The 26,107-nt window shown below is 66.7% G+C and carries 22 protein-coding genes and 1 pseudogene; 5 read left to right on the top strand and 18 right to left on the bottom strand.

Annotated features, from left to right (window positions below; all coding sequences use genetic code 11):
• The first annotated feature begins 108 nt into the window (after nt 1-108).
• A complete protein-coding gene (locus tag ABIA73_RS20300) occupies nt 109-2,442 on the top strand; it encodes a beta-N-acetylhexosaminidase (RefSeq protein WP_502960556.1) in 2,334 nt (777 codons plus the stop codon).
• Nucleotides 2,443-2,972: 530 nt separating this feature from the next.
• Here the strand turns inward: ABIA73_RS20300 and ABIA73_RS20295 are convergent.
• Together ABIA73_RS20295 and ABIA73_RS20290 are read right to left on the bottom strand one after the other, a co-directional pair.
• Nucleotides 2,973-3,365, bottom strand: a complete 393-nt coding sequence (locus ABIA73_RS20295; protein WP_025878689.1) for a VanZ family protein — start codon at nt 3,363-3,365, stop codon at nt 2,973-2,975.
• Nucleotides 3,362-4,546: a class I SAM-dependent methyltransferase gene (locus ABIA73_RS20290; RefSeq protein ID WP_025878690.1), complete on the bottom strand. Its 1,185-nt coding sequence runs from the start codon at nt 4,544-4,546 to the stop codon at nt 3,362-3,364. Before ABIA73_RS20290 ends, ABIA73_RS20295 begins: the two co-directional genes overlap by 4 nt.
• Before the next feature lie 59 nt (nt 4,547-4,605).
• On the opposite strand from ABIA73_RS20290, the gene ABIA73_RS20285 reads away from it, so the two are divergent.
• Nucleotides 4,606-5,343, top strand: coding sequence for a pteridine reductase (locus tag ABIA73_RS20285; RefSeq protein WP_354276211.1), 738 nt, complete (start codon nt 4,606-4,608; stop codon nt 5,341-5,343).
• Nucleotides 5,344-5,419: 76 nt separating this feature from the next.
• Here the strand turns inward: ABIA73_RS20285 and folK are convergent, their stop codons facing one another.
• A complete protein-coding gene (gene folK / locus ABIA73_RS20280; protein ID WP_025878692.1) occupies nt 5,420-5,905 on the bottom strand; it encodes a 2-amino-4-hydroxy-6-hydroxymethyldihydropteridine diphosphokinase in 486 nt (161 codons plus the stop codon).
• A gap of 93 nt (nt 5,906-5,998) precedes the next feature.
• Here folK and ABIA73_RS20275 point away from each other — a divergent pair, with 93 nt between their 5' ends.
• Complete coding sequence (locus tag ABIA73_RS20275) at nt 5,999-6,742, top strand: proteasome-type protease (protein WP_025878693.1); 744 nt, start codon at nt 5,999-6,001, stop codon at nt 6,740-6,742.
• A 75-nt stretch (nt 6,743-6,817) separates the two neighbouring features.
• On the opposite strand, the gene ABIA73_RS20270 is transcribed toward ABIA73_RS20275, so the two are convergent.
• The 4 genes and pseudogenes from ABIA73_RS20270 to ABIA73_RS21530 form a co-directional block, all read right to left on the bottom strand.
• Entirely contained in the window at nt 6,818-8,329 is a 1,512-nt protein-coding gene (locus ABIA73_RS20270; protein WP_032975381.1) for a hybrid sensor histidine kinase/response regulator, read from the bottom strand.
• A gap of 4 nt (nt 8,330-8,333) precedes the next feature.
• The gene (locus ABIA73_RS20265; RefSeq protein WP_025878695.1) at nt 8,334-8,774 is read right to left on the bottom strand and encodes a response regulator; all 441 of its coding nucleotides are present in this window, start codon (nt 8,772-8,774) and stop codon (nt 8,334-8,336) included.
• Nucleotides 8,771-10,588, bottom strand: a complete 1,818-nt coding sequence (locus tag ABIA73_RS20260) for a sensor histidine kinase (RefSeq protein ID WP_025878696.1) — start codon at nt 10,586-10,588, stop codon at nt 8,771-8,773. Before ABIA73_RS20260 ends, ABIA73_RS20265 begins: the two co-directional genes overlap by 4 nt.
• Before the next feature lie 200 nt (nt 10,589-10,788).
• A pseudogene (locus ABIA73_RS21530) lies at nt 10,789-11,025 on the bottom strand (BON domain-containing protein); the annotation flags it as partial.
• A gap of 335 nt (nt 11,026-11,360) precedes the next feature.
• On the opposite strand from ABIA73_RS21530, the gene ABIA73_RS20250 reads away from it, so the two are divergent.
• Entirely contained in the window at nt 11,361-12,404 is a 1,044-nt protein-coding gene (locus tag ABIA73_RS20250) for an oxidoreductase (RefSeq protein WP_354276210.1), read from the top strand.
• 310 nt (nt 12,405-12,714) lie between these two features.
• Here ABIA73_RS20250 and gnd read toward each other — a convergent pair whose 3' ends face one another.
• From gnd to ABIA73_RS20215, 7 genes are all read right to left on the bottom strand, one after another.
• On the bottom strand, nt 12,715-13,620 hold the full coding sequence (gene gnd / locus ABIA73_RS20245) for a phosphogluconate dehydrogenase (NAD(+)-dependent, decarboxylating) (RefSeq protein ID WP_025878699.1): 906 nt from the start codon (nt 13,618-13,620) through the stop codon (nt 12,715-12,717).
• A gap of 10 nt (nt 13,621-13,630) precedes the next feature.
• Nucleotides 13,631-14,869 carry a hypothetical protein gene (locus ABIA73_RS20240; RefSeq protein ID WP_354276216.1) on the bottom strand — a complete coding sequence of 413 codons (1,239 nt, stop codon included), beginning with the start codon at nt 14,867-14,869 and terminating at the stop codon, nt 13,631-13,633.
• Nucleotides 14,870-14,886: 17 nt separating this feature from the next.
• Nucleotides 14,887-15,504, bottom strand: coding sequence for a DUF2242 domain-containing protein (locus ABIA73_RS20235; protein ID WP_033832021.1), 618 nt, complete (start codon nt 15,502-15,504; stop codon nt 14,887-14,889).
• Nucleotides 15,505-15,678: 174 nt separating this feature from the next.
• Entirely contained in the window at nt 15,679-17,856 is a 2,178-nt protein-coding gene (locus ABIA73_RS20230; RefSeq protein WP_059065142.1) for a carboxy terminal-processing peptidase, read from the bottom strand.
• Between the two features lie 318 nt (nt 17,857-18,174).
• Nucleotides 18,175-19,185, bottom strand: coding sequence for a lipoyl synthase (gene lipA / locus ABIA73_RS20225; RefSeq protein WP_059065144.1), 1,011 nt, complete (start codon nt 19,183-19,185; stop codon nt 18,175-18,177).
• 17 nt (nt 19,186-19,202) lie between these two features.
• Nucleotides 19,203-19,847, bottom strand: a complete 645-nt coding sequence (lipB, locus tag ABIA73_RS20220; RefSeq protein WP_223483263.1) for a lipoyl(octanoyl) transferase LipB — start codon at nt 19,845-19,847, stop codon at nt 19,203-19,205.
• A 56-nt stretch (nt 19,848-19,903) separates the two neighbouring features.
• Complete coding sequence (locus tag ABIA73_RS20215; protein WP_032975372.1) at nt 19,904-20,182, bottom strand: YbeD family protein; 279 nt, start codon at nt 20,180-20,182, stop codon at nt 19,904-19,906.
• Nucleotides 20,183-20,477: 295 nt separating this feature from the next.
• Between ABIA73_RS20215 and ABIA73_RS20210 the strand changes: the two genes are divergently transcribed.
• Nucleotides 20,478-21,536 carry a lipid A deacylase LpxR family protein gene (locus ABIA73_RS20210; protein ID WP_394122756.1) on the top strand — a complete coding sequence of 353 codons (1,059 nt, stop codon included), beginning with the start codon at nt 20,478-20,480 and terminating at the stop codon, nt 21,534-21,536.
• 203 nt (nt 21,537-21,739) lie between these two features.
• On the opposite strand, the gene ABIA73_RS20205 is transcribed toward ABIA73_RS20210, so the two are convergent.
• The 4 genes from ABIA73_RS20205 to ABIA73_RS20190 all read right to left on the bottom strand — a co-directional run bounded on the left by ABIA73_RS20205 (nt 21,740) and on the right by ABIA73_RS20190 (nt 25,964).
• Nucleotides 21,740-22,957, bottom strand: a complete 1,218-nt coding sequence (locus ABIA73_RS20205; protein WP_025878707.1) for a D-alanyl-D-alanine carboxypeptidase family protein — start codon at nt 22,955-22,957, stop codon at nt 21,740-21,742.
• Nucleotides 22,958-23,059: 102 nt separating this feature from the next.
• Nucleotides 23,060-24,298 (bottom strand): septal ring lytic transglycosylase RlpA family protein, encoded by a 1,239-nt coding sequence (locus ABIA73_RS20200; protein ID WP_025878708.1) that lies wholly within the window; start codon nt 24,296-24,298, stop codon nt 23,060-23,062.
• Nucleotides 24,295-25,440 (bottom strand): lytic murein transglycosylase B, encoded by a 1,146-nt coding sequence (gene mltB / locus ABIA73_RS20195; protein ID WP_313283479.1) that lies wholly within the window; start codon nt 25,438-25,440, stop codon nt 24,295-24,297. The genes ABIA73_RS20200 and mltB overlap by 4 nt, the downstream gene beginning before the upstream one ends.
• A 272-nt stretch (nt 25,441-25,712) precedes the next feature.
• On the bottom strand, nt 25,713-25,964 hold the full coding sequence (locus ABIA73_RS20190) for a hypothetical protein (RefSeq protein WP_088100959.1): 252 nt from the start codon (nt 25,962-25,964) through the stop codon (nt 25,713-25,715).
• Between the last annotated feature and the right edge of the window lie 143 nt (nt 25,965-26,107).

Here is a 26,107-nt window from a genome sequence, read left to right as displayed (position 1 = left end):
CGCGACGGGCCCGGATTTCCGGGCCCGTCGTACGATGGGAGTCTGGAAACGCCGCCTGCGCGGCGGCCACGCGCGGCGCAGCGAGCCGCCCACCACAGGAGTGAGATGATGCGACCCTTTCCCATTGCCAGCATGCTGCTGGGCCTGGCGCTGCTTCCCGCCGCCTGGGCCGCCGATGCCCCGGCACTCGATACCGGCCCTGGCCCGCAGCTGCGCGCCGGCAGCCTGATGTTGATTCCCGCACCGGCCAACGTGCAGCGCGGCAACGGCGCGGGCATCACCGTGGGCGCCACTACCGTGCTGCATGCCGATGGCGAAGCCGCACAGCGCGTGGCCGCACAGTTCGCCGACCTGCTGGCGCGCAGTGGGGGGCCGCGACTGGCCGTGGCCAACGGCAAGGCCGCCGCCAAGGGCAACAGCATCCGCTTCCAGATCGTGCCGACCTTCCGCGACAGCGGCGAGGGCTACACGCTGGAAAGCACCGCGCAGGGCGTGCTGGTGCAGGCCGGCAACGAGACCGGCCTGTTCTACGGCGCCACCACCCTGGCCCAGCTCGCCACCGGCGGCAGCAACGGCGTGCTGCCGGCCGTGCAGATCCAGGATGCGCCGCGCTTCAGCTGGCGTGGCTTCATGCTCGACTCGGCGCGGCACTTCCAGAGCCTGGACGAGATCAAGCGCGTGCTCGATGCGATGGCAGCGCACAAGCTCAACACCTTCCATTGGCACCTGACCGACGACCAGGGCTGGCGCATGGAGATCAAGCGCTACCCGAAGCTGACCGAAGTCGGCAGCTGCCGCCTTCCGGCCGGTGATGGCGGCATCGATCCGGTCAGTGGCAAGGAGCATCCGTACTGCGGCTTCTACACGCAGGACCAGATCCGCGAAGTGATCGCCTACGCCGCCAAGCTGCATATCCAGGTCATTCCGGAGATCGATGTACCCGGCCACGCCACCGCTGCCATCGCCGCCTATCCGGAACTGGGTACGATCAACAGGCCGTTGAAACCGTTGAGCGAATGGGGCGTGTTCCCGAACCTGTTCAACGTCGAGGACGGTACCGTCACCTTCCTGGAAAACGTGCTGGAAGAAGTCGTCGCCCTGTTCCCGGCCAGGTATGTGCATGTGGGTGGCGACGAGGCGGTGAAGGACCAGTGGGAGACGTCAAAACAGGTGCAGCAGCGCATGCGCGCGCTCGGCATCAAGGATGAGATGGCCATGCAGAGCCACATCATCAAGCGCCTGGAGACCTTCCTGGAACAACACGACCGCCGCCTGATCGGCTGGGACGAGATCCTTGAGGGCGGCCTGCCGCCGCAGGCCACGGTAATGTCATGGCGCGGCACCGAAGGCGGCCTTGCTGCGGCCAGCGCCGGCCACGATGTGGTGATGTCGCCGGTCAGCCACCTGTACCTGGATTACCTGCAGACGGCCTCGCCGAACGAGCCGCCGGGCCGGCCGACGCAGGTGAACCTGGCCAAGCTCTACAACTACGAACCGGTGCCGGCCGAACTGGCCGCCGACAAGCGCGGCCACATCCTCGGCCTGCAGGCGAACATGTTCACCGAGCACACGCGCACCTACGCGCGTCTGCAGCACAACCTGTTCCCGCGCCTGGCCGCCGTGGCCGAGACCGGCTGGAGCACGCCGGAGCATCGCGATTTCCGCGACTTCCTGGCCCGCCTGCCCTCGCAGCTGCAGCGCTACCGTGCCTGGGGCCTGGCCTACGCGCAGACGCCGTTCGAAGTAGGCGTGGCCTACACCGATGACCGCGCGGCGAACACGGTGACCGTGTCGCTGGCCAATCCACTGGGCTATGAAGTGCGCTACAGCAGCGACGGCAAGCCGGTGACGGCACAGTCGCCGCTGTACCAGCAGCCACTGACGTCCACGCTGCCGGCGACGGTGCAGGCTGCCGCCTTCTACCAGGGCCAGCCGCTGGCCGCGAAGCCGACGGTGGCGGCGTACACCGCGCAGTCGCTGCTGTCGCGGCACAGCGAAGCACTGCGCAGCTGCGTCGGCGAGAAGGGCCTTGTCCTGCGCCTGGAAGATGATGGTCCGCGCGAAGGTGCGCGTGCGGTGTTCACCGTCGACATCTTCCAGCCGTGCTGGCGTTGGCCGCAGGCACAGCTGGATGGCATCGGCAGCGTGGAAGTGCGCGCGGGCCGCATTCCGTACTACTTCCAGCTGGCCCACGACGAGCCGAAGCGTCGCTTCGAAAAGGCCCGGAGCGCGCACGGCGAAATGCTGATCCGCCGCGGTGACTGCACCGGCAAGGTCCTGGCGCAGGTGCCGCTGCCGGCGCAGACCGATGCCGACGGCTTCGTGACCCTGCGTGCGGCTTTGCCGAAGGGCACCTCGGGCACGGGCGATCTGTGCATCAACTTCACCGGCGACACGCGCCCGGCGATGTGGGTGCTGGATGAGGTGACGCTGGGGAAATAACGGCGGACACGCATGGCGTGGATCTACAGTAGAGCCAGGCCATGCCTGGCTGCCTTTGGTAGACGCCAGCCTTGGTTGGCGCCGCCGAGATTCATCCACGCATGGCGTGGGTCTACTGTAGCGCCAGGCCATGCCTGGCTGCCTTTGGTAGACGCCAGCCTTGGTTGGCGCCGGTGAGATTCATCCACGCATGGCGTGGATCTACAGTAGAGCCAGGCCATGCCTGGCTGCCTTTGGTAGATGCCAACCTTGGTTGGCGCCGGCGAGATCCATCCACGCATGGCGTGGATCTACTGTAGCGCCAGGCCATGCGTGGCTGCCTTTGGTATACGCCAACCTTGGTTGGCGCCGCCGAGATCCGTCCACGCATGGCGTGGATCTACTGTAGAGCCAGGCCATGCCTGGCTGACTTTGGTAGACGCCAACCTTGGTTGGCGCCGGGAAGATTCATCCACGCATGGCGTGGATCTACCGCAGAGCCAGAGCATGCCTGGCTGCCTTTGGTAGTCGCCAACCTTGGTTGGCGCGCCTTACCCCCGCCAGCGCAGCAGCATGTCGCGCAGCGGGGTCAATGCGGTAGCCATCCCCGCCAACACGCCAACGGTGTTGGCCACCGCATCCATCGGATCGGCCATGCGGTTGCTGGTCAACGCGCCCTGCGCGAACTCGATGCCGACGCCCATCAGCACCAGGCCAGCACCCACCCACAGCAGCGGGCGGCCACGCCGGAACAACTGCACCGCGCTGCCAGCCAGGATGAAATAAGCCAGGAAATGCTCGCCCTTGTCGCTGTTTTCCGGCAGCGGGATCGGCGGCGGCGGAATCAGGCAGACCACGATCACCGTCAGCACCGCCAACACCCACAACGCGGTCCACAGTCGCGGCCGCCGCAGCGGCTTGATCACCGGCAACGCTGCACTCACAGGCGCCAGCTCAGGTCGCCCAGTTCGAAAGCCGGTTCGAAATCGACGTCGCGCTGCAGGCCAATGGCCTGGAAACGCTCGCCCATCTCCGTTGGCAGGGTCAGCTTCTTCACCTGGTCGCGCAACTGGATGCGGCCCACCTCATCGGTGCGCTCCTCGGCCAGGGTCAGTACCTGGTCCAGGCCGTTGCCGAGCAGGAAACTGGCCTGGCTGCAGTACCCGGCCAATTCAAATCCGCCATGCAGGCCGGCCTCGGCCATGGCAGTGAAATCGACCGATGCGGTGATGTCCTGCAGGCCCGGCCAACGATGGATCTCGTTGTGCACGTGGTGACGGTAGAACGCGCGCACGGTGCCGTCATCGCGTTCTTCCTGGTAGAACTCGCCCCGGTTGTAGCCGTAGTCCACGAACAGCATCGCGCCACGCCGCAGGCCACCGGCCACCGCCTGCAGCCAGTACGGCAGCTGCGGCAGCACTTCGGAACGGTAGCCGTCGGCAAAAGGCTTTTCCAGGTAGCGCTCGAGATGGCGCACCGCGCCGTTGAGCAGCAGGTCGGCCGGCTGTGCGCCACGGATGAAGTTGCCTTGCCCGTCCAGTTCGACGGTTTCCTCGTATACCTCGCCGTCCTTGATGAGGAAGCGCGGTGTCGGCAGCGCATCGATCACCTCGTTGGCGAACACCACGCCGTCCCAGTCGTCCTCGAACGGACGATCAAGCCATTCCACCCGGCCGGCCAGTTCGGGCGGCAGGTTCTGCTGCAGGCGCTCCTGCTGGCGCTGGCGCAGGTCCGCACTGGGCTCGAGGATCGCGTAGCGGGCCGGCAGCGCCTCCAGCTCGGCCAGGCGCAGCAGCACCGCCTCGGCGAAGGCGCCGGTGCCGCCGCCCAGTTCCAGCATCCGTGCGTGCGCATCGAGCTGGCCGAACACCGGCGCCAGTGCATTGGCCACGCTGCCGGCGAACAGGCTGCCGAGCTCGGGTGCGGTGGTGAAATCGCCGCTGCCGCCGAATTTGCTGGCACCGGCGCTGTAGTAGCCCCAGCCCGGCGTGTACAGGCACAGCTCCATGAAGCGGGAGAATGGCATCGCCCCACCCTGTGCGAGGATCTCGGCACGCAGGGCGGCGGCCAGTTGATCGCTGTGGGCCAGGGCATCGGCTTCGGGCAGGGGGAAGGTAGGCTGCATGGCGTCTTCGAATGCGGTGACAATGGTGCACAGGATAGCCGAGCCTTGGAGGACCCTCGATGAGTGACACCGCCCCCGTGGCCCTGATCACCGGCAGCGCACGCCGGATCGGCGCGGCCATCGCCCGCCAGTTCCACGCCTGTGGCTGGTCGGTGGTGCTGCACGCCCATACCTCCAGCGCCGAACTGCAGCAGGCCGCCTTCGACCTGGACAACGAGCGCCCCGGCAGCGTGCTGGCGTTGCAGGCCGACCTGCGCGACGCCGATGCCCTGGCCGATCTGGTCGAGCAGGCGGTCACCCACTTCGGCCGCCTGGATGCGCTGGTCAACAACGCCTCCAACTTCTTCCCCACCCCGCTCGGCCAGGTCACCGCCGAGGCGATGGACGAGCTGTACGCGGTCAACGCGCGCGCGCCGCTGCTGCTGGCCCAGGCCGCCGCGCCTTACCTGCGCCGCCAGCACGGCTGCATCGTCAACCTGACCGATCTGCACGGCACCGACCCGATGCGCGACCACGTCGCCTACACGATGGCCAAGGCCGCGCTGGAAATGGCCACCCGCTCGCTGGCACTGGAACTGGCGCCGAAGGTGCGGGTTAACGCGGTGGCACCCGGTGCGATCCTGTGGCCGGAACAGGGCAAGGACGATTTCGCCCGCGAGGCGCTGCTGGCGCGCACGCCGCTGGCGCGGATCGGCACGGTCGAGGAAATCGCCGAAGCGGTTTACTGGCTGGCGGCCGAGGCCAGCTTCGTCACCGGCCACACGTTGCGCGTGGATGGTGGGCGTACGGTCAGCTGAAATGTTGCCGGCCAGCGGCCGGCACTACCGGTAGCGCCGGGCCATGCCCGGCGAGCGCAGCGGCAACAACCACCCGTCATTCCAGGTCCACGACCTCGAACGCTTCACCAAACTGCTTGTGCGCGCGCCACAACGTGGCCAGGTCCAGGCCGCTGACCGGATCGACGAAGTCCGGGGCGATGTCAGCCAGCGGCTTCAGCACGAAGGCATGCTTCAGTTCCGGGCGCGGAATGCGCAGATGGCCGGGGCCCTCCACCACCAGGTCGCCATAGAACACCACATCGACGTCCAGGGTCCGGTCGGAGAAGCGCGGGCCGCTGCGGTCACGACCATGCGCATCTTCCAGCGCATGCAGCCAGTCATCCAGTTCCTGCAGCGGCAGGTCGGTCTCGAGGGCAACGCCGTTGTTGAGGAAGGCCGGGCCGTCGAAACCGACGGCAGCGGTGCGGTAGGCGGCAGACACCTGCAGCGCGCCAAAGCGCTCGCGCAGGGCCGCCACCGCAGCGTGGAGGTAGCGGCGGGGATGGACGTTGCTGCCCAGGCTCAGGAGCACGGTGGTCATGCGGTTCCGGTGACGGCAATCAGGTGGAGCGCGGGCATGCCATCGTCACAACGGCCTGCCTACAATCCGGGACGCATATGATAGGGCACCGACATGACCTATTGCGTTGGAATCGAGGTGGACGAGGGCCTGGTCTTCGCCGCCGACACCCGCACCAATGCCGCGCTGGACGATGTCCGCGTGCACCGCAAACTGCACGTGTTCGAATATCCCGGCCAGGCCGCCTATGTGGTGATGGCCGCTGGCAACCTGGCCACGACACAGTTGCTGGTGTCGCGGCTGAAGCGCGATGCCGAGGAGCGGCGCACGCCGAACCTGCGCGACATGGCCCATCTGTTCGAGGCTGCGGCCTACGTCGGCTCCCTGCTGGTGGACAGCCAGGTACAGAGCCAGCACACCGAGCATGGCCACGACGGGGTGAACACCCAGGCGACGCTGATCTTCGGTGGACAGATTGCCGGTGAACAGCCCGGCCTGTACATGGTCTATCCGCTGGGCAACGCCATTGCCGCCTCGCCGGAGACGCCCTATCTGCAGATCGGTGAGTCCAAGTACGGCAAGCCGATCCTGGACCGCATCCTGACCCCGTCCACGCGCCTGGAAGATGCCGCACGCACGGCGATCGTCTCGCTGGATTCGACCATCCGTTCCAACCTGTCGGTGGGCCTGCCGGTCGACCTGGCGCTGCTGCGCGCCGGCGAACTGCGGATCAGCCAGCAGCTGCGGCTGGGCGCCGATTCACCGCTGTACGCCGACATCCACCAGAACTGGTCGCGACGGCTGGAACAGGCGGTGGAAAGCCTGCCGCGGTTCCCGTGGGAACCCCAGGACCGGTAGTACCGGCCGCTGGCCGGCAACCGCAATGATTCGACCACACGCAGATGCCGGCCAGCGGCCGGCACTACCCCTGTTTCAGCCCAGCGCGTCGGCCACCGCGCGGAACACCTGCTGCATCTGCAGCGGCTTGCGCAGCAGGTGCACCTCGATGCCAGCGGGGAACACATCTTCGGGCATCTCCCCGGCAGCGTCTTCCAGCACCAGTGCCGGGCCGCGGTAGCCGAGCGTGGCCATTTCGCCCAGCAGCTGGCTGGCCGACAACAGCTTGGAGCCGGCATCGGCAATCACCAGCGCCGGCATCGCCTCCTGCTGCATCCAGCGCAGCGCAGCCGGGCCATCGGAGGCCAACTGCAGCTGATAACCCTGACTGGACAGTGCATTGCCCAACAGCGACAGGCGGGTGGCTTCACCATCGACCACCAGGATCGACTGGCCACTGCCCAGTGCCACCAGCTGTTCGATCGGTTCGCCGCCCTCGGCGCTGGCATGCATCGGCAAGCGCAGCTCGAAGCAGGTGCCTCGCCCCAGCTGGCTGTCGACGTGGATGCTGCCACCGGCACCTTCGACGATGCGCTTGCAGGAAATCAGGCCCAGCCCGGTGCCATCGGCCTTGGTGGTGAAGAACGGGTTGAACAGGTGCGACAACGTGTCCGCATCCATGCCGGTGCCTTCATCGACCACCGCGATGCGCAGCCAGTCCTCGCCATCGCGCTGGCCACCATGGCTGGCGGTCAGGCTCAGGTTGCCACCCTGGGGCATCGCCTGGATCGCGTTGAGCGCCAGGTTCAACAACACCTGCTGCAACTCGGTGTAGTTGGCATCGACCACCAGCCCCTCATCCTCGACCACCAAGTCCAGACGGACGCCATCGGGCACGTTGCTGCGCAACAGCAGCGCCACGGCCTGGAACAGGTCATCGATGTGGATGCGTTCGCTGGCCTTGCGCGAGCCGCGCACGAACGACAGCATCGATTCGGCCATCTCATGACCACGGCGACCGCATTCGGCGATCACGTCGGCCAGGTGGTGCAGCTGCGGATCTTCGGTACGCGCCTTCAGCAGGTCCGGCATGATCAGCAGCGGCTGCAGGATGTTGCGCAGATCGTGGCTGAGCCCAGCGGCCAGCAACGACAGGCTTTCCAGCCGTTGCGCGCGCATCAGCTCGGTTTCCACCCGCGAGCGCTCGATGGCGCTGCGTGCCTCACGCACCGCGCGCGCCACGGCCGACGGCAGGCGCGCTGGCTGGTGCTTGATGATGTAGTCGTTGGCTCCCTTCTGCAGGGCCGCCACCGCATTCTCCTCGCCCATGGTGCCGGAGACGAAGATGAAAGGTACCTCCGGCAACGCATCGCGCACGATGCGCAGCGCGTCGTCGCCGGAGAAACCGGGCATGCTCAGGTCGGACAGCACGATGTCCGGCTGGAAGCGCGCCAGCGCATGGCGCAGGTCGTCCGCGCTCTCGACACGCTCGAAGGTGGCCTCAAGGCCTGCATCGAGCATCTGTTCGGACATCAGCTCGGCATCCTCCGGGGAATCTTCCACCAGCAGGATGCGCAATGCGCCGAGCGCGGGACCGGTCAGGGGCATGGGCCTACTCGATCTCCGGAGCCTGGTTGATCAGTGCCCAGAACTTGCCCAGGGTCTGCACTGCGCCGAAGAACTGGTCCACGTCTACCGGCTTGACCACGTACGCGTTCACGCCCATGTCCCAGCTGCGGGCCAGGTCGCTTTCCTCGCGCGAGGAGGACAGGATCACCACCGGCAACCGCTTCAGCTCATCGTGTTCGCGGATCTGCCGCAGCACTTCCAGGCCATCCATGCGCGGCATCTTGATGTCCAGCAGCAGCACCGCCGGCAGGCCCTCTTCGCGGCTGGCGAAGGCGCCGCGGCGCAGCAGGTAATCCATCACTTCCACGCCGTCTTCGACGTGCACGATGGGATTGGCCAGGCGCGCTTCCTGCAGCGCATCGATCGCCATTTCGGCGTCGGCCGGGCTGTCTTCGGCCAGGAGGATGGTGCGCAGCGTCGTCATGCGATGGGGCCCTGTTTGTCCGTGTCGAGCACGGGGGGAAGATAGAAGTGGAAGGTGGCGCCGGCATCCGGTGCGGCTTCGGCCCAGATGCGGCCGCCATGGCGGGTCAGCACCCTGCGAACGCTGGCCAGGCCGATACCGGTGCCGGGATAGTCGCTGGCCTTGTGCAGGCGCTGGAATACACCGAACAGCTTGCCGGCGTAGGCCATGTCAAAGCCTGCACCATTGTCGCTGACCGTGAACTGATGACCGCCATCGGGCTGCTGCTGGTAGTCCACGCGGACCTTGGCCGGCTCGCGGTTGGCTGAATACTTCACCGCGTTGCCCAGCAGGTTCAGCCAGACCTGGCGCAGCATGTTTTCGTCGCCCACCACGATCGGCAGCGGCGCGATGCTCCACTCCACCTGATGGGCGTGGCCACTGCTCTCGGCTTCGCTCTGCACGTTCGCGTCGAGCATCGCGCGCGTATCGGCCACCAGCGACTGCATGTCCACGGTCTGCTGGCGCATCGCCACGCGGCCCAGGCGCGAATAGACCAGCAGGTCGTCGATCAACGTGGCCATGCGCCGCGCTGAACCGGAGATCACCCCCAGGTAGTGCTGGCTCTTCTCGTCGGCAGCCTCGCCCAGATGGCGCGACAGCTTGTCCGAGAAACCGGCGACATGGCGCAGCGGCGCGCGCAGGTCGTGCGACACCGAGTAGCTGAACGCTTCCAGTTCGCGATTGACCTCCGAGACCTGGGCAACCTTGCCCTCCAGCTGCCGGTTCAGTTCTTCAACACGTGTCTGCACCGCACGCTGCACGGTCACATCGCTGACGGTCAGCAGCACCACTTCATCGTCGGTGTCAGGCAGCGGCATGCGCCGGGCGTTGAGCAGCATGTAACGGGACATGCCGTCGACGGTGCGTTGTTCGTGTTCGAAATCCCACAGTTCGCGGCCGCGCAGCAACACATCGGCCAGACGCTGGCGCACCACCGGGTCACGCCACGCGCCCTCGCCTACGTCTTCCAGCAGCAGGCCGTCGGCGCGCTCATCCTGCAGCCCGTACAACTCGGAGAACGCGGGATTGTGCAGCTGCACGCGCAGCTCGCGATCCAGCAGCACGATCGGTTCGCGCACGGTCTGCAGCACCGACGCAGCGCGTGCCGCCGCGCGCTGCGACTGCCGCTCTGCCTGCAGGCGGCGGCCGATCTGCCGTTGCAGCAGCCACAGCACCAGGCCGAGCAGTGCCAGCTGCACCAGCAGCGAGCTCCACGACACGAAGTTGGTCTGCCGCTTCTGTCGCTCCGCCTGCGCGGTGCGCTGGGCCAGCAGCGCTTCCTCACTGGCCTGCAGCTCTTCCACCAGGCCGCGGATCGGGTAGCGCGTGCTCAGGTCCTGCACCAGCTCGCGCTGGTCGCTGTTCGGCTCGGACTTCGCCAGTTCACGCGCAACCCCCAGCCGGCCTTCCAGCATCGACTGGATGCGGCCGATGCGGATCAGCTGGTCGGGATTGTCGCGGGTCATCCGGCCCAGTTCGGCCAGACGCTCGGGGATGTCGTTGGCCTTGCCCATGCGCTCGCGCAGGCCCGGCGCGTCCACGCCCTTGGACAGCGTCAACGCAGCAGATTCGATGTCGCGCACGTCGGTCTGCAGCTGCTGCAGGGCCACGGTCACCTGCTGGGTATGGGTCACCCAGCCCATGGCCAGTTCGTTGTCCTGCTGCAGTTTACGCAGGGTCAACCACGGGACCACGATGATGGCTGCCGCTGCCAGTGCCAAAGCAGGCAGTCGCCAGCGATCCCAGATGTCATCACTGAAAACCAGCGCCATAGTTCCTCGTCAGCTCAGCCGGGGAGTGCGATCCGGGCAGGACCGGCCACGGCGGAACCGGCAATATAGCGCAGCCGGTCACATCTCTGGGGCAATGGGTCATTCGGCGGGGCGCCCACCAGCACGTATCGAGCAGGCGCCACAGCACAAAACAGGGGCGCCCCCGTGGGAGCGCCCCTGCCGATAACCTGCGGCGTCGATCAACGCTTGGCGGCGCTGACCTTCAGTGCGGCGGCATCAACGCGGGTCACGCCCTTGATGCCCTTGGCGGTGGCGATGGCCTTGTCATGCTCGGCCTTGGTGGCAACGGTGCCACTCAGGCTGACCACGCCATTGACCGTCTCCACCTTTACTTCGGTACCCGGCACATTGCTGCTGGCGAGCAGATCGGCCTTGACCTTGGTGGTGATCCAGCTGTCGGTGACCGGCTCGTTGGAATCATGGCGGTCTGCATGGGTCATCGCCGAATGATCAGTTTTCGGCGGGCTCTTCGCTGCGGCGTCCTGGGCGAATGCGGCCGAGGAGGACAGCGCCAGGCCCAGGGTGAGGGCGGAAGCCAACAGCGTACGGGTCGTGGTGCTCATCGTTTGGTTCTCCTACTGGTTGGTGCGCCCAGTGTCGCCAAGTGCTTGTAGTGCAGGCGTGGCGCTGCGGTCACGCTCACGTGAATGGGCGCACCCGCAGCGGGAATGGTTCAGCTTCCGGGCGCGTAGTCATCTCGTTTACCCTGAGGTTCCTGTCCTGCACTTCACGATCTGCGCGGAGTCCTCCCATGCGCCCTGAGCTGCAACTGGCCCTGATCGGCTACGGCCTTGCCGGCCGCGTCTTCCACGCCCCGCTGATCCAGCACACGCCGGGGCTGGCCCTGCACAGCGTGGTCAGTTCGCAGCGCGATACGCTGCTGCGCACCTTCAGCGACGTCCACGTACGCGCTGCCGCACAGGAGGTCTTCGATGACCCTGCGGTAGATGCGGTGGTAATCGCCACGCCGAACGAACAGCACGCGCCATTGGCCATCGCCGCGCTGGCCGCCGGCAAGCATGTGCTGGTGGACAAACCGTTCGCCGTGAGCGTGCGCGAAGCCGAACAGGTGCTGGCCGCAGCGCGCGACGCTGGACGCATCGCCACCGTGTTCCAGAACCGGCGGTTCGATGCGGACTTCCTGACCCTGCAGGCGCTGCTTGCCGACGGCACGCTCGGTGACATCGCCGAATGCCACGCACATTTCGACCGGTACCGTCCGCAGGTGCGCGAACGCTGGCGCGAGCAGGACGGGCCGGGCAGCGGCCTGTGGTACGACCTGGGGCCGCACCTGCTGGACCAGATGCTGGTGCTGTTCGGCTGCCCGCAGGCGATCGATGCGGACCTTGCGGTGCAGCGCGAAGGCGGCAGCGGCGTCGACTATTTCCACGCCGTACTGCATTACCCGCGCCTTCGCGCGATCGTGCATGCCGGTTCACTGGTCGCTGCGCCTGCCCCCCGTTTTTCCGTGCATGGCACGCGGGCCAGTTGGATCAAGCATGGCCTGGACGTGCAGGAGGGGCAGCTGCGTCGCGGCATCGCGCCAGGTGCGCCGGGATGGGGTATCGATCCGCGCCACGGCGAGCTGCTGCACTGCGATGCGGAGGACAACGTCCTGCGCAGTACCGTGGACAACCTGCCGGGCGACTACCGGCGCCTGTATGCCGATTTCGCGGCGGCGATGCAGGGTGAGGGCGAGCCGACGGTCAGCGCGCAGCAGGCGCTGCAGGTGATGCGGCTGCTGCAGGCGGGGATGGATAGCGCGCGCGAAGGGCGGCGGGTGCAGGTGGGGTGATCGGCAGGGCTGCGCCCTGCACCTGCCGAATCAACGTCAACGTCAACGTCAACGTCAAAAGCGGGCATTCCGTGGGATGGCGGGGTGGGCCCGATTGCGGGGGACGCTGCAAGTACGTCCATGTAAGCTCGGTCGCGCCATCCATGGCGCTCACGCCCCCGCAACCGGACCCACCCCGCCTTCGACAGTTGTCCGCTGCTCTTGGTGGGTGTCGACCTTGGTCGACACGGCATGGCCTGCTCTTGGTGGGGGTCGACCTTGGTCGACACAGTAGATCCACGCCATGCGTGGATCTACATAAAACCGGTACTTACGACTTCTTGATGGCGTGGCCGCCGAATTCGTTGCGCATCGCTGACAGCAGGCGGTCGGTGAACGAATTGGATTCGCGCGAACGCAGGCGTTCGAGCAGCGACAGGGTGATCACCGGGGCCGGTACGTCCAGCGCGATCGCTTCGGCGACGGTCCAGCGGCCTTCACCGGAATCTTCCACGTATGGTGCGATGCCATCGAGCGAGGGATTGCGCTTGAGTGCTTCGGTGCTGAGGTCCAGCAGCCACGATCGCACCACGCTGCCGTGGCGCCAGACCTCGGCCACCTGGGCCAGGTCCAGTTCCATCTCCTGCTTGCGCTCCATCAACGCGAAGCCTTCGGCGTAGGCCTGCATCATTCCGTACTCGATGCCGTTGTGGACCATCTTGGTGAAGTGGCCTGCGCCGGAAGGGCCGACGCGCGCCCAGCCGCGGTCCTCGGCCGGTGCCAGCGTGCGCAGCAGCGGTGCGATCTGTTCGACCACCGCTGCATCGCCACCCACCATCAGGCTGTAGCCTTCCTGCAGGCCCCACACGCCGCCGCTGGTGCCACAGTCCACGTAGCCCAGGTCATCTTCGGCCAGCGCCTTGGCGCGACGGATCGAGTCCTGGTAGTTGGAGTTGCCACCGTCGATGACGATGTCACCTTCGGCCAGGTGCGGGGTCAACTGGCCCAGCGTCTGGTCCACGGTCTCGCCGGCGGGCACCATCAGCCACACCACGCGCGGCACCGGCAGCGCGGCCACTGCGGCGGCCAGCGAATCAACCACCTCCAGGCCGGCCTCGGCGGCGCGCTGGCGGGCGCCCTCGCCCGGGTCGTAGCCGACAACGCGGTGGCCACCGCGGTGCAGGCGCTGGGCCATGTTGGCGCCCATCCGGCCGAGGCCGATCATTGCAATATCCATTGTTTCACCTTCAGTTGGGGTCTAGGGTCAGGCTGCCTGGCCTGCCGGTGGCTGCGCAGTGGCGCAACTGCGCCTCGCGCCAACGCCGGTAGAGCGTGGTATGCAGATTGTGCAACGCCAGGTCGATGGAAAACGGCGTGCGCGGATTCCGGTCGAGCAGGCGAATGATGTGGTAGCCGACAGGACGTATACCGCGTGGGTGCGCGTAGATCACGAACTGCTGGTAGAACGGATCGTCCAGCAACTGGTCCATCTGCTGCACGACGTCACGATAGCGCGGGGCCAGCTGCGCACGCAGCGCTGGATCGCGCTCGTACAGCAACCGCTCGAAATAGCGTTGGCCGACACGCGGAATGCCCTGCGCCAGCTGCCACAGGGCACGGTTGCGCTGGTCATACCAGGCCAGGCCACCGTGCTCCGCCAGTGCCTGCGCCGCGCCTTCGCCCACCTCCACCACGACGAAGTTCTCCGCCTGGTTGCTCAGATCGTCCAAGGTGCCTTTGTCGAAGACGTGTTCGATGAAGCCCGGCAGCCCGACAAAGGCCTGCCGCCCCATCGCCGACGTGCGCACGGCCTTGCCGTCGGCCATGAACTGGCCGGCCTGCGCGCCCAGCAGGATGCTGTCGGTGTCGTGCAGGCCAAGGAACGTGCCGATGGACAGTTCGGCGGGCGCGAATTCCGCATCGAAGGCCGCATCGCCGTACAGCTCGCGCTGCGTGGCCAGCTGCGCGACCTGGCGGCCGACGCCGCACTCGGCGCGCACGTGGCCCGTATAGAACGCATCCAGCGCGCGGCTGTTGCTGGCGGCCGGCACATAGCCACGACCGAAGCTGCGCACCCGCTGCCATCCCTGTGCCGGGGCGCCGCGTGCGCCAAAGCCGATCCAGCCCAGCTGCACACCGGTGAAGCGGAAGGATTCATTGTCCTGCAGTGCCTGCGTAGCGCGTTGCACGGCGCCGCCCAGTTCAAAGGCGTAGGCGCAGACCGTGGCCGGGTCATCCAGCAACTGCTGCAACAGGGCCTGCCGGTCGGCCTCGGCCAGCGTTCCGGGCCAACGCACACGTAGATCACCGGCCGCCTGCGCTTCGGCCAGCGAGGCACGCGTACACACCGGCCCACCCTCTACCTGTGGCGTGGTAATCGTTGCGGTTTCAAAGCGCCATCCCAGCCGCTGCAGCAGGCCTTGGCTGCACTCGGCCGTAGCGGCCAGCGTGCTCAGGGGCCAGCCCAGCAGCAGGGCCCACGCGATCACCCTGCCGCGCACGCTCAGCCCTGGTCCGTTGCTGCCGGCGCTGGTTCGGGCTCAGGCCCGGCAGGAGGCTGCGGCGACGCGGCCGGTTGCGGTTGCGGCTCTGGCTTCGCTGCCGCTGGCAGGTATTGCTGCAGGCGCTGGAAGAAGCGCCGATAGAACTCGGCATCGGTGATCGTGCTGCTGGCCACTTTCACCAGTGAGTCGTCATTGCTGCCGAACGGCAGCGACACCGAGCCCAGCGCGCCCACGCCCACACTGGCCGAGGTCGGGCTCTTCTTCAGTGCATAGCGGTCCTGCACGGCGCTGACGAACACCAACGCCTGGCTGCCACGCGGCGCGCACGAGATACGCAGCACCAGCTGCTCATGGTCGTCCTCGCGCGGCTGGAAGTTCTTGTTGCCTTCCACCTGCGCATCGTCCGAGCGTGCGATCGCATAGCCCTGGCTGAGCAGCGTGCGCCGGGCTGCTTCGCAGGCTTCGGCCGGCCGCCCATCGACGGTGCGCGAGAAGGTGTCGCCGGAGTCGAAGGACTCCCGCAACAGACTGCTGTCGGCGGCACGACCGCCACAGGCGGTCAATGCCAAGGCACTGGTGGCAGCCAGCAGGGAAGCAGAAAGAAGGGAGGCCCGCATGGGTACTCCTGCGAAGACGGTATCCCCGAGGGTAGCCCCCTGCCCGTGTGCGCCGGGTCGAAAACACCGGGCACGTCCCCCACCGTTGTACCCGGTTCATGCAAAAAGGGGACGGAAGGATCAAGTCGTTTGTGCCACTAACGACTTGACCCCTCCGTCCCCTTTTTCAGTCAATCAGTCGGCCCAGCGGCCTGCGGCGGTGGACTGCGGCAGGACCTGCGCCGACAGCGGACGGTCGGCCTCCAGCAGGTTCACCGCGTCGGCCAGGATCGAGGCCGATTCACGCAGCAACGGATCCGGGCGCTTCTCGGCGGCCTTCTCGCGGGCGGCATCCTTGACGATGTCGCGCTCGTTGCCGGTCAGGCCGTCATCGCTGCTGTCATCGGCCAGCGGGTCCAGGGCCAGGCCCAGTTCCTTGCGCACGATCTGGCGCTGCTTGCGCTGGGTGTCCTGGCGCTCGCGCTCGGCACGTCGGGTCGCTTCATTCAGCGAGACGTACTTCTTCGCCGCTTCAGTACGGAACTGCTCCACGTCCTCGTTCCACCACTGGAATTCCTTGTCGGTGGCGATGCGCGCGTCGTGACGCGTTTCCAGCTTCGGCAGCAGCGGCGCGAAGTTGCCGTACTGGGTGTGCGGCACCGCGGCGATACGGGTCCACGGCAGGGCATTGTCGTAGGTGCTCTCGCCGAACTCGGTGGCATCGACGCTGGCCGGGAACGCCAGGTCCGGCACCACACCCTTGTGCTGGGTGCTGCTGCCGCTGATGCGGAAGAACTGGGCGATGGTCAGCTTCACCTGGCCAAAGCGCTGGGCTTCGCCACTCGGCCAACGGTCCAGGTCGACGATGTTCTGCACCGTGCCCTTGCCGAAGCTGGTTTCACCGATGACCAGGCCGCGGCCGTAGTCCTGGATGGCACCAGCAAAGATTTCCGACGCCGAGGCCGAACCACGGTTGATCAGCACGGCCAGCGGACCGTCCCATGCCACGCCCTGGTTGCGGTCGCTGTTGACGGTGACCCGGCCACCGGATTCGCGCACCTGCACCACCGGACCCTGCTCGATGAACAGACCGGTCAGCTCGATGGCCTCATCCAGCGAACCGCCACCGTTGTTGCGCAGGTCCAGCACCACGCCGTCCAGCTTGTCGGTCTTGAAACCGGCCAGCAGCTTGGCCACGTCGCGGGTGGCCGACGCGTAATCGGTGGCGTTGCGACGACGGCCTTCGAAGTCCTGGTAGAAGGTCGGCAGCTTGATCACGCCGACCTTGCGTGCCGGCTCGCCATTGACGGCCGGGATGGTCATGGTCTCGCCCTTGGCGGCCTGTTCGGCCAGGCGCACCTTCTGCCGGGTCAGCACCAGGGTGTGGTGCTTGCCGTCGACGCCCGCTTCGGCCGGAATGAACTCCAGCTTCACCTGGGTGTCCTTGGCGCCACGGATCTTGGCCACGACATCATCGATGCGCCAGCCGATCACATCTTCCACCAGCCCGGACTTGCCCTGGCCGACGCCGACGATGCGGTCACCCGGCTTCAGCGTGCCGTCCACGGCCGCCGGACCACCGGCGATGATCTCGCGGATCACCACCACGTCGTCCTGGCGCTGCAGCTGCGCGCCGATGCCTTCCAGCGACAGCGACATCGCCTGGTTGAAGTTCTCGGCGGTACGCGGGGTGAAGTAATCGGTGTGCGGATCAACCGCGCTGGTGTAGGCGTTCATGAAGAACTGGAAGGTGTCTTCGCCCTTCAGCTCGTTGACCGACTTTTCCAGGGTGGCGTAACGCTTGTCCAGCGTCTTGCGGATGTCATCGGACTTCTTGCCGGCCAGCTTCAGGCGCAGCCAGTCATTCTTCACCGACTTGCGCCACAGCTCGTCGAGCTCGGCGCTGGACGCTGCCCACGGCACGTCCTTGCGGTCGTACTCGAAGCGCTCGTCGGTGGTGAAATCCGGTTCCTGCTTCAGCAGCTTGCGCGCATAGGCCACGCGCTCGCCGACGCGCTGCTTGTAGACCGCGAACACCTGGAAGGCCGGCTCCAGCTCGCCGCCGCGGATGGCATTGGCAATGCCGGCCTGGAACGGTGCAAAGCGGGTGATGTCGGCCTGGGTGAAGTACTGCTTGCCGCCGTCCAGTGTCTCCAGGTAGCGCTTGAACACATCCTTGGAGGTGGCTTCATCGAGCGCACGCGGGCGATAGGCGTAGCGGCTGTCGGACAACAGGCCGTAGACCAGCTTGGAGGTGGTCACCTGATCGGCGGTAGCCGCCGCCGGCAACGCCGGCGAGTCGGCCTTGGCCGCCAGCGCCAACGGCGCGACCAGCGCCAGGGCCATCAGGAATGCGGGGGCTTTGAATTTCATTGACGTGCTCGAAGGCGCCTTGCCAAGGGGGAGACTGCAGGGTGTTCAGACACCACGACAGTGCCGAAAGTTGCCGGGTTTGTCACCCGTCCACTTCCAGTGGAAAACCAGCCTAGCGGGGCCGGTGTAGCAAATTGTGAATGGCTGAAGAGCGGCCCACCTTGCGGTGACGTCTATCAGGTTACGGAGGCCGTCGGGTTGCAAGCCCCCTGAGTCAGGGGGCGGCCGCGAAGCGGCGGGGGTGTGGGTGGTGGTAAGCCGGGGCCCACGGTGTGCGCAGCACACCGTGGGAAGCGGTAGCGCGCATCGCGCAACCGCTTACTGGACGCCGGCGCCCTTGGCCTGTACGTCGGCGTGGTACGACGAGCGCACCATCGGGCCGGAGGCCACGTGGCTGAAGCCCAGCTCGTAACCGTAGACTTCCAGCGCCTTGTAGTCGTCCGGGGTCCAGTACTTCAGCACCGGGTGGTGGTGCGCGGTCGGCTGCAGGTACTGGCCGATGGTGATCATGTCCACATTGTGCGCACGCAGGTCGCGCATGGTGGCCTTGATCTGTTCGAAGTCTTCGCCCAGGCCCAGCATGATGCCCGACTTGGTCGGTACGTCAGGGTGCTGCGCCTTGAAGTTCTTCAGCAGGTTCAACGACCACTGGTAATCGGCACCCGGGCGCACGTTGCGGTACAGGTCCGGCACGGTTTCGATGTTGTGGTTGAACACGTCCGGCGGGTTCTGCGCGAGGATCTCCAGCGCGCGCTCCATGCGGCCCTTGCCGCGGAAATCCGGGGTCAGCACTTCAATGCGGGTGCCCGGCGATTTCTCGCGGATGGCGGTGATGCAGTCGACGAAGTGCTGGGCACCGCCGTCGCGCAGGTCATCGCGGTCGACGCTGGTCACCACCACGTACTTCAGGCCCATGTCGGCCACGGTCTGGCCCAGGCTGGCCGGCTCGTTGGCATCGGGCGGCTTCGGCCGGCCGTGTGCCACGTCGCAGAACGAGCAGCGGCGGGTGCAGACCTCGCCCAGGATCATGAAAGTGGCGGTGCCGTGGCCGAAGCATTCGTGGATGTTCGGGCAGCTGGCTTCCTCGCACACGGTCACCAGGCGGTTCTCGCGCAGCTTGGCTTTCAGGTTCTGCACGGCATTGCCCGAAGGAATGCGCACGCGGATCCAGGAGGGCTTGCGCAGCACCGGCACGTCGGCGAACTGCACCGGCGAACGGTTGATCTTGTCCCCACCCATCTGCTTGACCCCGGCCTGCAACGGCGCGGTGGACGGAAGCTCGGCCTGCACGATCTGCAGGGGAATGGTGCGGGCAGTGGTTTCAGTCATGGCGTTTCCGGGGGCGGTCAGGCGGCCGCAGAGAGATCAGGCAGTTCAGGCACGGGCTGCAGCAGCAGGCCGAACTGGCGGGCCAGGTGGTCCAGCAGCACCGGCTTGACGGCGTCCATCCCGGACGGACCGCCCAAGTCTAGCACCGTGGTCACCTGCAACCCCTCGTAACCACAGGGGTTGATGCGGTGGAAAGGGTCGAGGTCCATGGCCACGTTGAAGGCCAGGCCGTGGAAGGTGCAGCCGCGCCGCACGCGGATGCCGAGTGCGGCGATCTTGGCGCCGCCGACGTAGACGCCCGGGGCGCCATCGAGCCGTTCGGCACCGATGTTCCATTCCGCCAGGGTATCGATGATGGCCTGCTCGATGCGGCATACGTAGTCGCGCACGCCAATGCCCAGCCGCGGCAGCCGCAGCAGCGGATAGATCACGATCTGGCCGGGGCCGTGGTAGGTCACCTGGCCACCGCGATCGACGTGGACCACCGGGATCTCCCCCGGCGCCAGCACGTGTTCGACCTTGCCGGCCTGGCCCAGGGTGAACACCGGATCGTGCTCGACCACCCACAGCTCGTCCAGCGTGTCATCGTCGCGCTGGTCGGTGAAACGCTGCATGGCGTGCCAGACCGGCTCGTAGGCCTGGCGCCCCAGGTCACGGACCACCGCCGGGCGCGGCGGGCGCGCCTCGGGGGCAGCCGCTTCGGCAGGACAGCTGACGGCTACACCGTCCACTTCACTTCCGGGTGGTCGCGCAGGGCCTGGTGGGCCACGTCGTACTGTTCACGGTTCTCGGCCCGGAAGACCAGGCGCACCGAGACGTACTTGCCGTTGGACGAATGCTTCCAGCTGATGCGCTCGTTCACCACGTCGACGCCAGCAGCCAGCAGCAGGCGGGGGAGTTCATGCTCCAGGCCGCGGTTGGCCGGGCCCATCGCGCTGAGCTCGAACTGACCGGGGAACTGGAAGCCGTGTTCGGGGTTGTCGGACTTGATTTCCATGCGCCCATTATCGGGCCGCAGGGCAACAAACCCAAGAGTATTCATGTAAGCCGGCGGCACTGCGGGCGGGCCGCTGCGTTGCAGCTGAACATCCATTCAGGCTGGGACCCACCTCCCAGGGCCCCTGCCCCATCGCTGCGGCTTCACCTGCGGTAACCGATTGTATCGATCAGACAATGTTGTTTTCGGAACAGACAAGTGATCCCAGCGCGCTCGTTCCATCACAGCGCCGGGAGTACCGTGTCGTTGCATAAAACGACAGACAAAAGCCCCCTTCCCGATGATCATCCCATCCATGCGCTACCTCGCATCCTTTGGATTGTCCGGCCTGCTGGCCACCGCCCTCCCCCTTTCCGCCTACGCAGCCGAGCAATGCGGCCCGGACGCGATGCGCGAGCATCCGCCGCAGGTCAATTTCCGCGTCGACAACGACCTGTTCGGCGGCCGCCACCAGGACCAGGGCTATACCAACGGTGCCCAGCTGACCCTGGTCTCGCCCAACCTGGTCGATTACACCGACGACCCGTGCCTGCCGCGCCTGGCGCGCTGGGTGAACAGCCACCTGGAGGCACTGCACCCGGGCAGGTTCGAACAGCAGAACATGATCTTCAGCCTGGCCCAGGGCATCTTCACCCCCACCGATTTCACCCGGAAGGACCTGATCGAAGACGACCGCCCGTATGCGGGCGTGCTGGTGGCCAGCTTCGGCTACAACGCACGCAGCGGCGACCACCTGCAGACCACCCTGCTGACCCTGGGCGTGGTGGGCCCGTGGGCGCAGGGCCGGCAGGTGCAGAACGCGGTGCACGACGTGCTGGGTGATGAGAAATTCCAGGGCTGGGACAACCAGCTGCACAACGAACCGGTGTTCATGCTGACCCACGAGCGCATGCGCCGCTGGCCGGGCGATGCCAGCATCAATGCCGACGGCTGGGGCTGGGATGCGATCAGCCATTACGGCGGCTCGATCGGCAACCTGGAAACCAAGGCCAACGTCGGCGGCGAAGTGCGTTTCGGCTGGAAGCTGCCCGACGATTTCGGCAGCACCCCGCTGCGCCCGGCCGGCGAGAACACCGCGCCGACCCGGGGTGGCAAGCCCAGTGGCTGGTCGTGGCACATGTTCGCCACCACCGATGCGGCGTGGGTGATCCGCGATATCACCCTGGACGGCAACACGTTCCGCAACAGCCACAGCGTGGACAAGCGCCACGTGGTCGCCTACGGCGGTTACGGCGTGGCAGTGATGCGCGGCCGCTGGAAATTCGCGGTAGCCCGCTACCACAGCACCCGCGAGTTCAATGGCCAGCGCGAAGCCCCGGTGTTCGGCAGCTTCACCATCAGCCGCTCGCTGTAAGCGAGGGGCTGATGGTGAAGCGGGTAGGTGCCGACCGTTGGTCGGCACACCGGATTGAATCGCTCGCTGTAATCCGGGACTGCGTCCGCCGGGCATGGCCCGGCGCTACCCGATCATCGGTAGCGCCGGGCCATGCCCGGCGGGATCCCACGAAAAAGGCCGGCATTCGCCGGCCTTTTTCATTCACCGCAGCAGGCTGCGGATCATTCCGATTCCCACCACATCCAGAAGCTGTCCCACAGGCGCTTGAAGAAGCCGGCCTGCTCGACGGCGGCCACAGCCACCAGCGGCGCTTCGGCCACCAGCTTGCCATCCAGGGTGACCTTGACGGTGCCGATCTGCTGGCCAGCGGTGAACGGCGCTTCCAGGGTCTTGGGCACGTCGATGCTCGGCTTCAGGTCGTTGTAACGACCGCGCGGCACGCTGACCAGCATCGGCTGCGCCACGCCCAGCTGCACCTTGTCGGTGGTGCCCTTCCATACCTTGTGCTCGGCCACGGCCTTGCCCGGCTCGTACAGGCGGTGGGTCTCGAAGAAGCGGAAGCCCCAGTTCAACAGGGCCAGGCTGTCATCGGCGCGCTGCTTTTCCGACGCGCCACCCAGCACCACCGCGACCAGGCGCTGGTCACCGCGCTGGGCCGAGCTCATCAGGCAGTAGCCGGCCTCGGAGGTGTGGCCGGTCTTGATGCCGTCCACGCTGCCATCGCGCCACAACAGCAGATTGCGGTTGGGCTGCTTGATGGTGCCGACCTGGAATTCCTTGATCTTGTTGTACGCGTAGGTTTCCGGGTAGTCGCGCACCATCGCGCGGCCCAGCAGGGCCAGGTCGTAGGCGCTGCTGTGATGGCCCGGGGCGGTCAGGCCGTGGGCGTTCACGAAGTGCGAGTTCTTCATGCCGATCTTGGCGGCGTAGCTGTTCATCAGCGAAGCAAAGGCTTCTTCGCTGCCGGCCACGTGCTCGGCCAGGGCGATCGCGGCGTCATTGCCGGACTGGATCGCCATGCCCTTTTCCATGTCTTCCAGGCGCGCGGTCTGGTTGACCGGGAAGCCGCTGTAGCTGCCGTCGGTGCCGGCACCACCTTCGCGCCAGGCGCGTTCGCTCATCATCACCTGGTCATCGGGACGGACCTTGCCGTTCTTGACCTCGGCGGCGATCACGTACGACGTCATCACCTTGGTGATGCTGGCCGGGGCCAGCTGTTCGTTGATGTTCTCGCCTGCCAGCACCTGGCCGGTGGCGTAGTCCATCAGCACCCAGGCCTTGGAAACGCTGGGTGCAGGCGCCGGCGGCGTGGCCACGGCGGCGGGGGCAGCAGCGGCGGCAGGCGCCGGGGTGGCCGGGGTCGGCAGCGGCGTCTGGGCGGAGGCCAGGCCCACCACCAGGGTGGCGGCCAGGGCAGTGGCGGCGGAACGGAAATTCATGGGACAGCAGGCTCCAGGGGACGGCCGGAAAATGAAGGATGGGGCGAGGTGGCCATTGTAAGGCCGAGGTGGCAAGGGCCGGCAGCACCGGCCCGGGCGGAATCAGTCCTTGACGATCTGTGGCGAGCCAAAGCCCAGACCCGAGATGCGCCCGGCAAGTTCCGCCGCGCTGGCATGGTCGCTGGCGGGTACCCGCAGGCGCCACAGGGTACGACCACCGGCAGCGATGTCGCTGATGGTGGCACCGACGATGCCGGCAGCGTTGAGCTGGCCCATCGCCCGGTTGGCGTTGTCGCGGTTGGAGAAGCTGGCGACCTGCAGCATCACCGCGCCCACCACCTTCTGCGACAGGCTGGGGCTGCTGGCCGGGGCCGGGCCGCGCGGCATGGCGGTGGCCACGACCGGCGCTGCCGGACGCGACGCGGGTGCGCTGGGCGGCAGGCTGCTGACCGCCACTTCCGGCATCGTGCTGACAGCGGCCTGGGTGGTAGCCGGCTGGCCGCGCTCGGGCGCGGCGTCGGCCGGCAGGCGCTTGACCAGTCGATCGATGTCGCTGTCGGCAACCGCACGTGCGGTGGGTGCGGGGCGTGCGCTGGCAACGGCAGCGGTAGCCGCTTCAGCAGCACGGCGTTCGCGGCGCGACGGCTTCTGCGCCATCAGGTTGGTTTCACCCGGCTGCACTGCGCGCACTTCCACGTTGCCGGTACCGCGCTGGGTGATGCCCAGGCGCACAGCGGCGGCGTAACTGAGATCGACCACGCGGCCATCGTGGAACGGGCCACGATCATTGACGCGCACGATCACCGATTCGCCGTTGTCCAGGTTGGTCACGCGGGCGAAGCTGGGCAGCGGCAGGGTCTTGTGCGCAGCGGTGAACTGGTACATGTCGTAGACCTCGCGGTTGGAGGTCAGGCGGCCATGGAACTTGGCGCCGTAGTACGAAGCGGTGCCGCGTTCAACGTAGTTGCGGGTGTCGTCGAGCACCTTGTACTGCTTGCCCAGCACCACGTAGGGCGACTTGTTGCCGATCGCCGAGCGATCCTCATTGGTCACCACCGGCTCGGGAATACAGGCCACGTTGGGCACGTAACTGGGCGTGGTGTCTTTCACGCCGGGCTTGTACAGGCCACCGGCGGTGTAGTTGCCACGGGTGGACAGGTCCTCGGTGGCCGCCGCGTACGGCGAGCCCTCCGGACAATGCGCCGGACGCCCGCCCTTGCCCTGCACCACCGTGCCGGACGGCTTGCCACCGTGGCCGGCGGTCGCCGGCTTTTTCGGCGCGCTGCTGCAGGCGGCCAGCGCGAGGACGATCAATCCAGGGACCAGCCATCTGATGTTCATGCCGGGGGCAGCTCCTGTCCGGCAATGGCCTGCGACAACTGGAACACGGCCATCGCGTACATCTTCGAGAGGTTGTAGCGGGTGATTGCGTAGTAGTTCTGGAAGCCCAGCCAGTACTGCTTGCCGGTGCTGCCTTCAAGGGTGATCGGGGTAGCAGTGGCACCGGGCTGCACCGGCGCGCTGGGCTGGTAGCCGCGCTGGGCCAGGTCGCCCAGCGACCAGGTGGGCATCCACTCGGTCGGGTTGAACTCCTCGCGGCCGGCGGCGAGCGTGGCCGGCACGGCGACCTGGCCACCGCGCACCCAGCCGCCCTTCTTCACGAAGTAGTTGGCGATGGACGAGAACACGTCGTCGTAGCTGGTGAACAGGTCACGGCGACCATCGCCATTGCCGTCCACGGCGTAATCCAGGTAGCTGGAGGGCATGAACTGGCCCATGCCCATCGCACCGGCATAGCTGCCCTTGAGCGTGGTGATGTCCAGCTTTTCCTCGCGACCCAGCTCGAACAGCTTGGCCAGTTCATCGCGGAAGAACAGCTCGCGGCGCACTTCGCGTTCCAGCTTGGCCGGGTCGCCACTGCGCGGGTAATAGAAGGCCAGGGTGTACAGCGCATCGAGCACGCGATGGCTGCCGGCATTCTTGCCGTAGCTGGTTTCCACGCCGATGATCGCCACGATCACTTCCGCCGGCACGCCGGTGCGCTGCTGCACACGGTCCAGTTCGGCGCGATGCTGGGCAAGAAACGCCTTGCCGCCATCGATGCGTGCCTTGCTGATGAACATCGGCCGGTATTCGTTCCACGGCTTGACCCGTTCGGCCGGCCGCGACATGGCGGCGATGATCGGCTGGCGCACCTGCGCCTGGTCGAGCACGTTGCGGATCTCGTCGGGCTTGAGTCCGTAGCGCTTGGCGGTGTCGGCAATGAATCTGGCGCGCGCGGTTTCGAACGGCACCGGGGTGAGATCGACCGGTGCTGCCGTGGCCGCGGTCGCTTCCGGCGCGGCCTCGGCCGGGCCGTGGGGCTTGGCCGCCGGGTGGCGCGGCGTACTGCTGGCCTGTGGCGAAGTCGGTGGGGACGTCGGCTGGGTCGCGCAGGCGACCAGGCCGAGGGTGAGCATGCAGGCCAGAGAACGTCGAATCATCACCGCAGGTTAGCAGGTCATGGATGAATTAAAACCCCTAACACCATGAATCACAACGATTTGCACGCGTTCAGCGCGAAATGTGAAGACGTTGTGATTGACCTGCCCCATTCAGGCAGAGGTTGCCGGTTGCGTCCCCATCCCCGCAGACGCAACCGGCCGCCGGACCCGGTCGGTACCTGCGCGGCTGCCGCTCCCCAGTGGCAGTGCTCCGCGCTCCCTGTACCCGTTGGATCAGTACTGCTTTCCCATCCGACGCCCCTCGCGCTGCATCAAAGACGGCGCGCCATGCCGAACGGGCCGCCATTGTGCAGGCCGATTGCGACAAGTCCATTGATCAGGATCAACGCGGCGTCAAAATGTGAATTGGCGCCCACTTTTAATGGAACTTCGTCAGCGGCGATGCTGCTGTGCGGCGTTGTGGGAACGATTACAGAAATGCGCTTGCGCAGATTCATGCGCGCATCGGCGGCGAAGGTCGGCGAACGGCGCAGCCCCTCGTGGGTGGGCGCAAAGCGATTCATGAGGGTTGGCCGGGTAGATGGGCTGCGCAGGGGACGCCGTGAACCCATCCTGAAGTGACCCCCTAAAGTTGGACAGTTGGGGATCAGGCAGCCAGCGCGACCTGTTCCCGGTACTTTACCGGGCTCAGGCCCTTTAGTTTCAG

Source organism: Stenotrophomonas sp. 2694, from assembly GCF_040548715.1.
Taxonomy (GTDB): domain Bacteria; phylum Pseudomonadota; class Gammaproteobacteria; order Xanthomonadales; family Xanthomonadaceae; genus Stenotrophomonas; species Stenotrophomonas indicatrix.
This window is presented reverse-complemented; position numbering and strand designations above follow the sequence as displayed.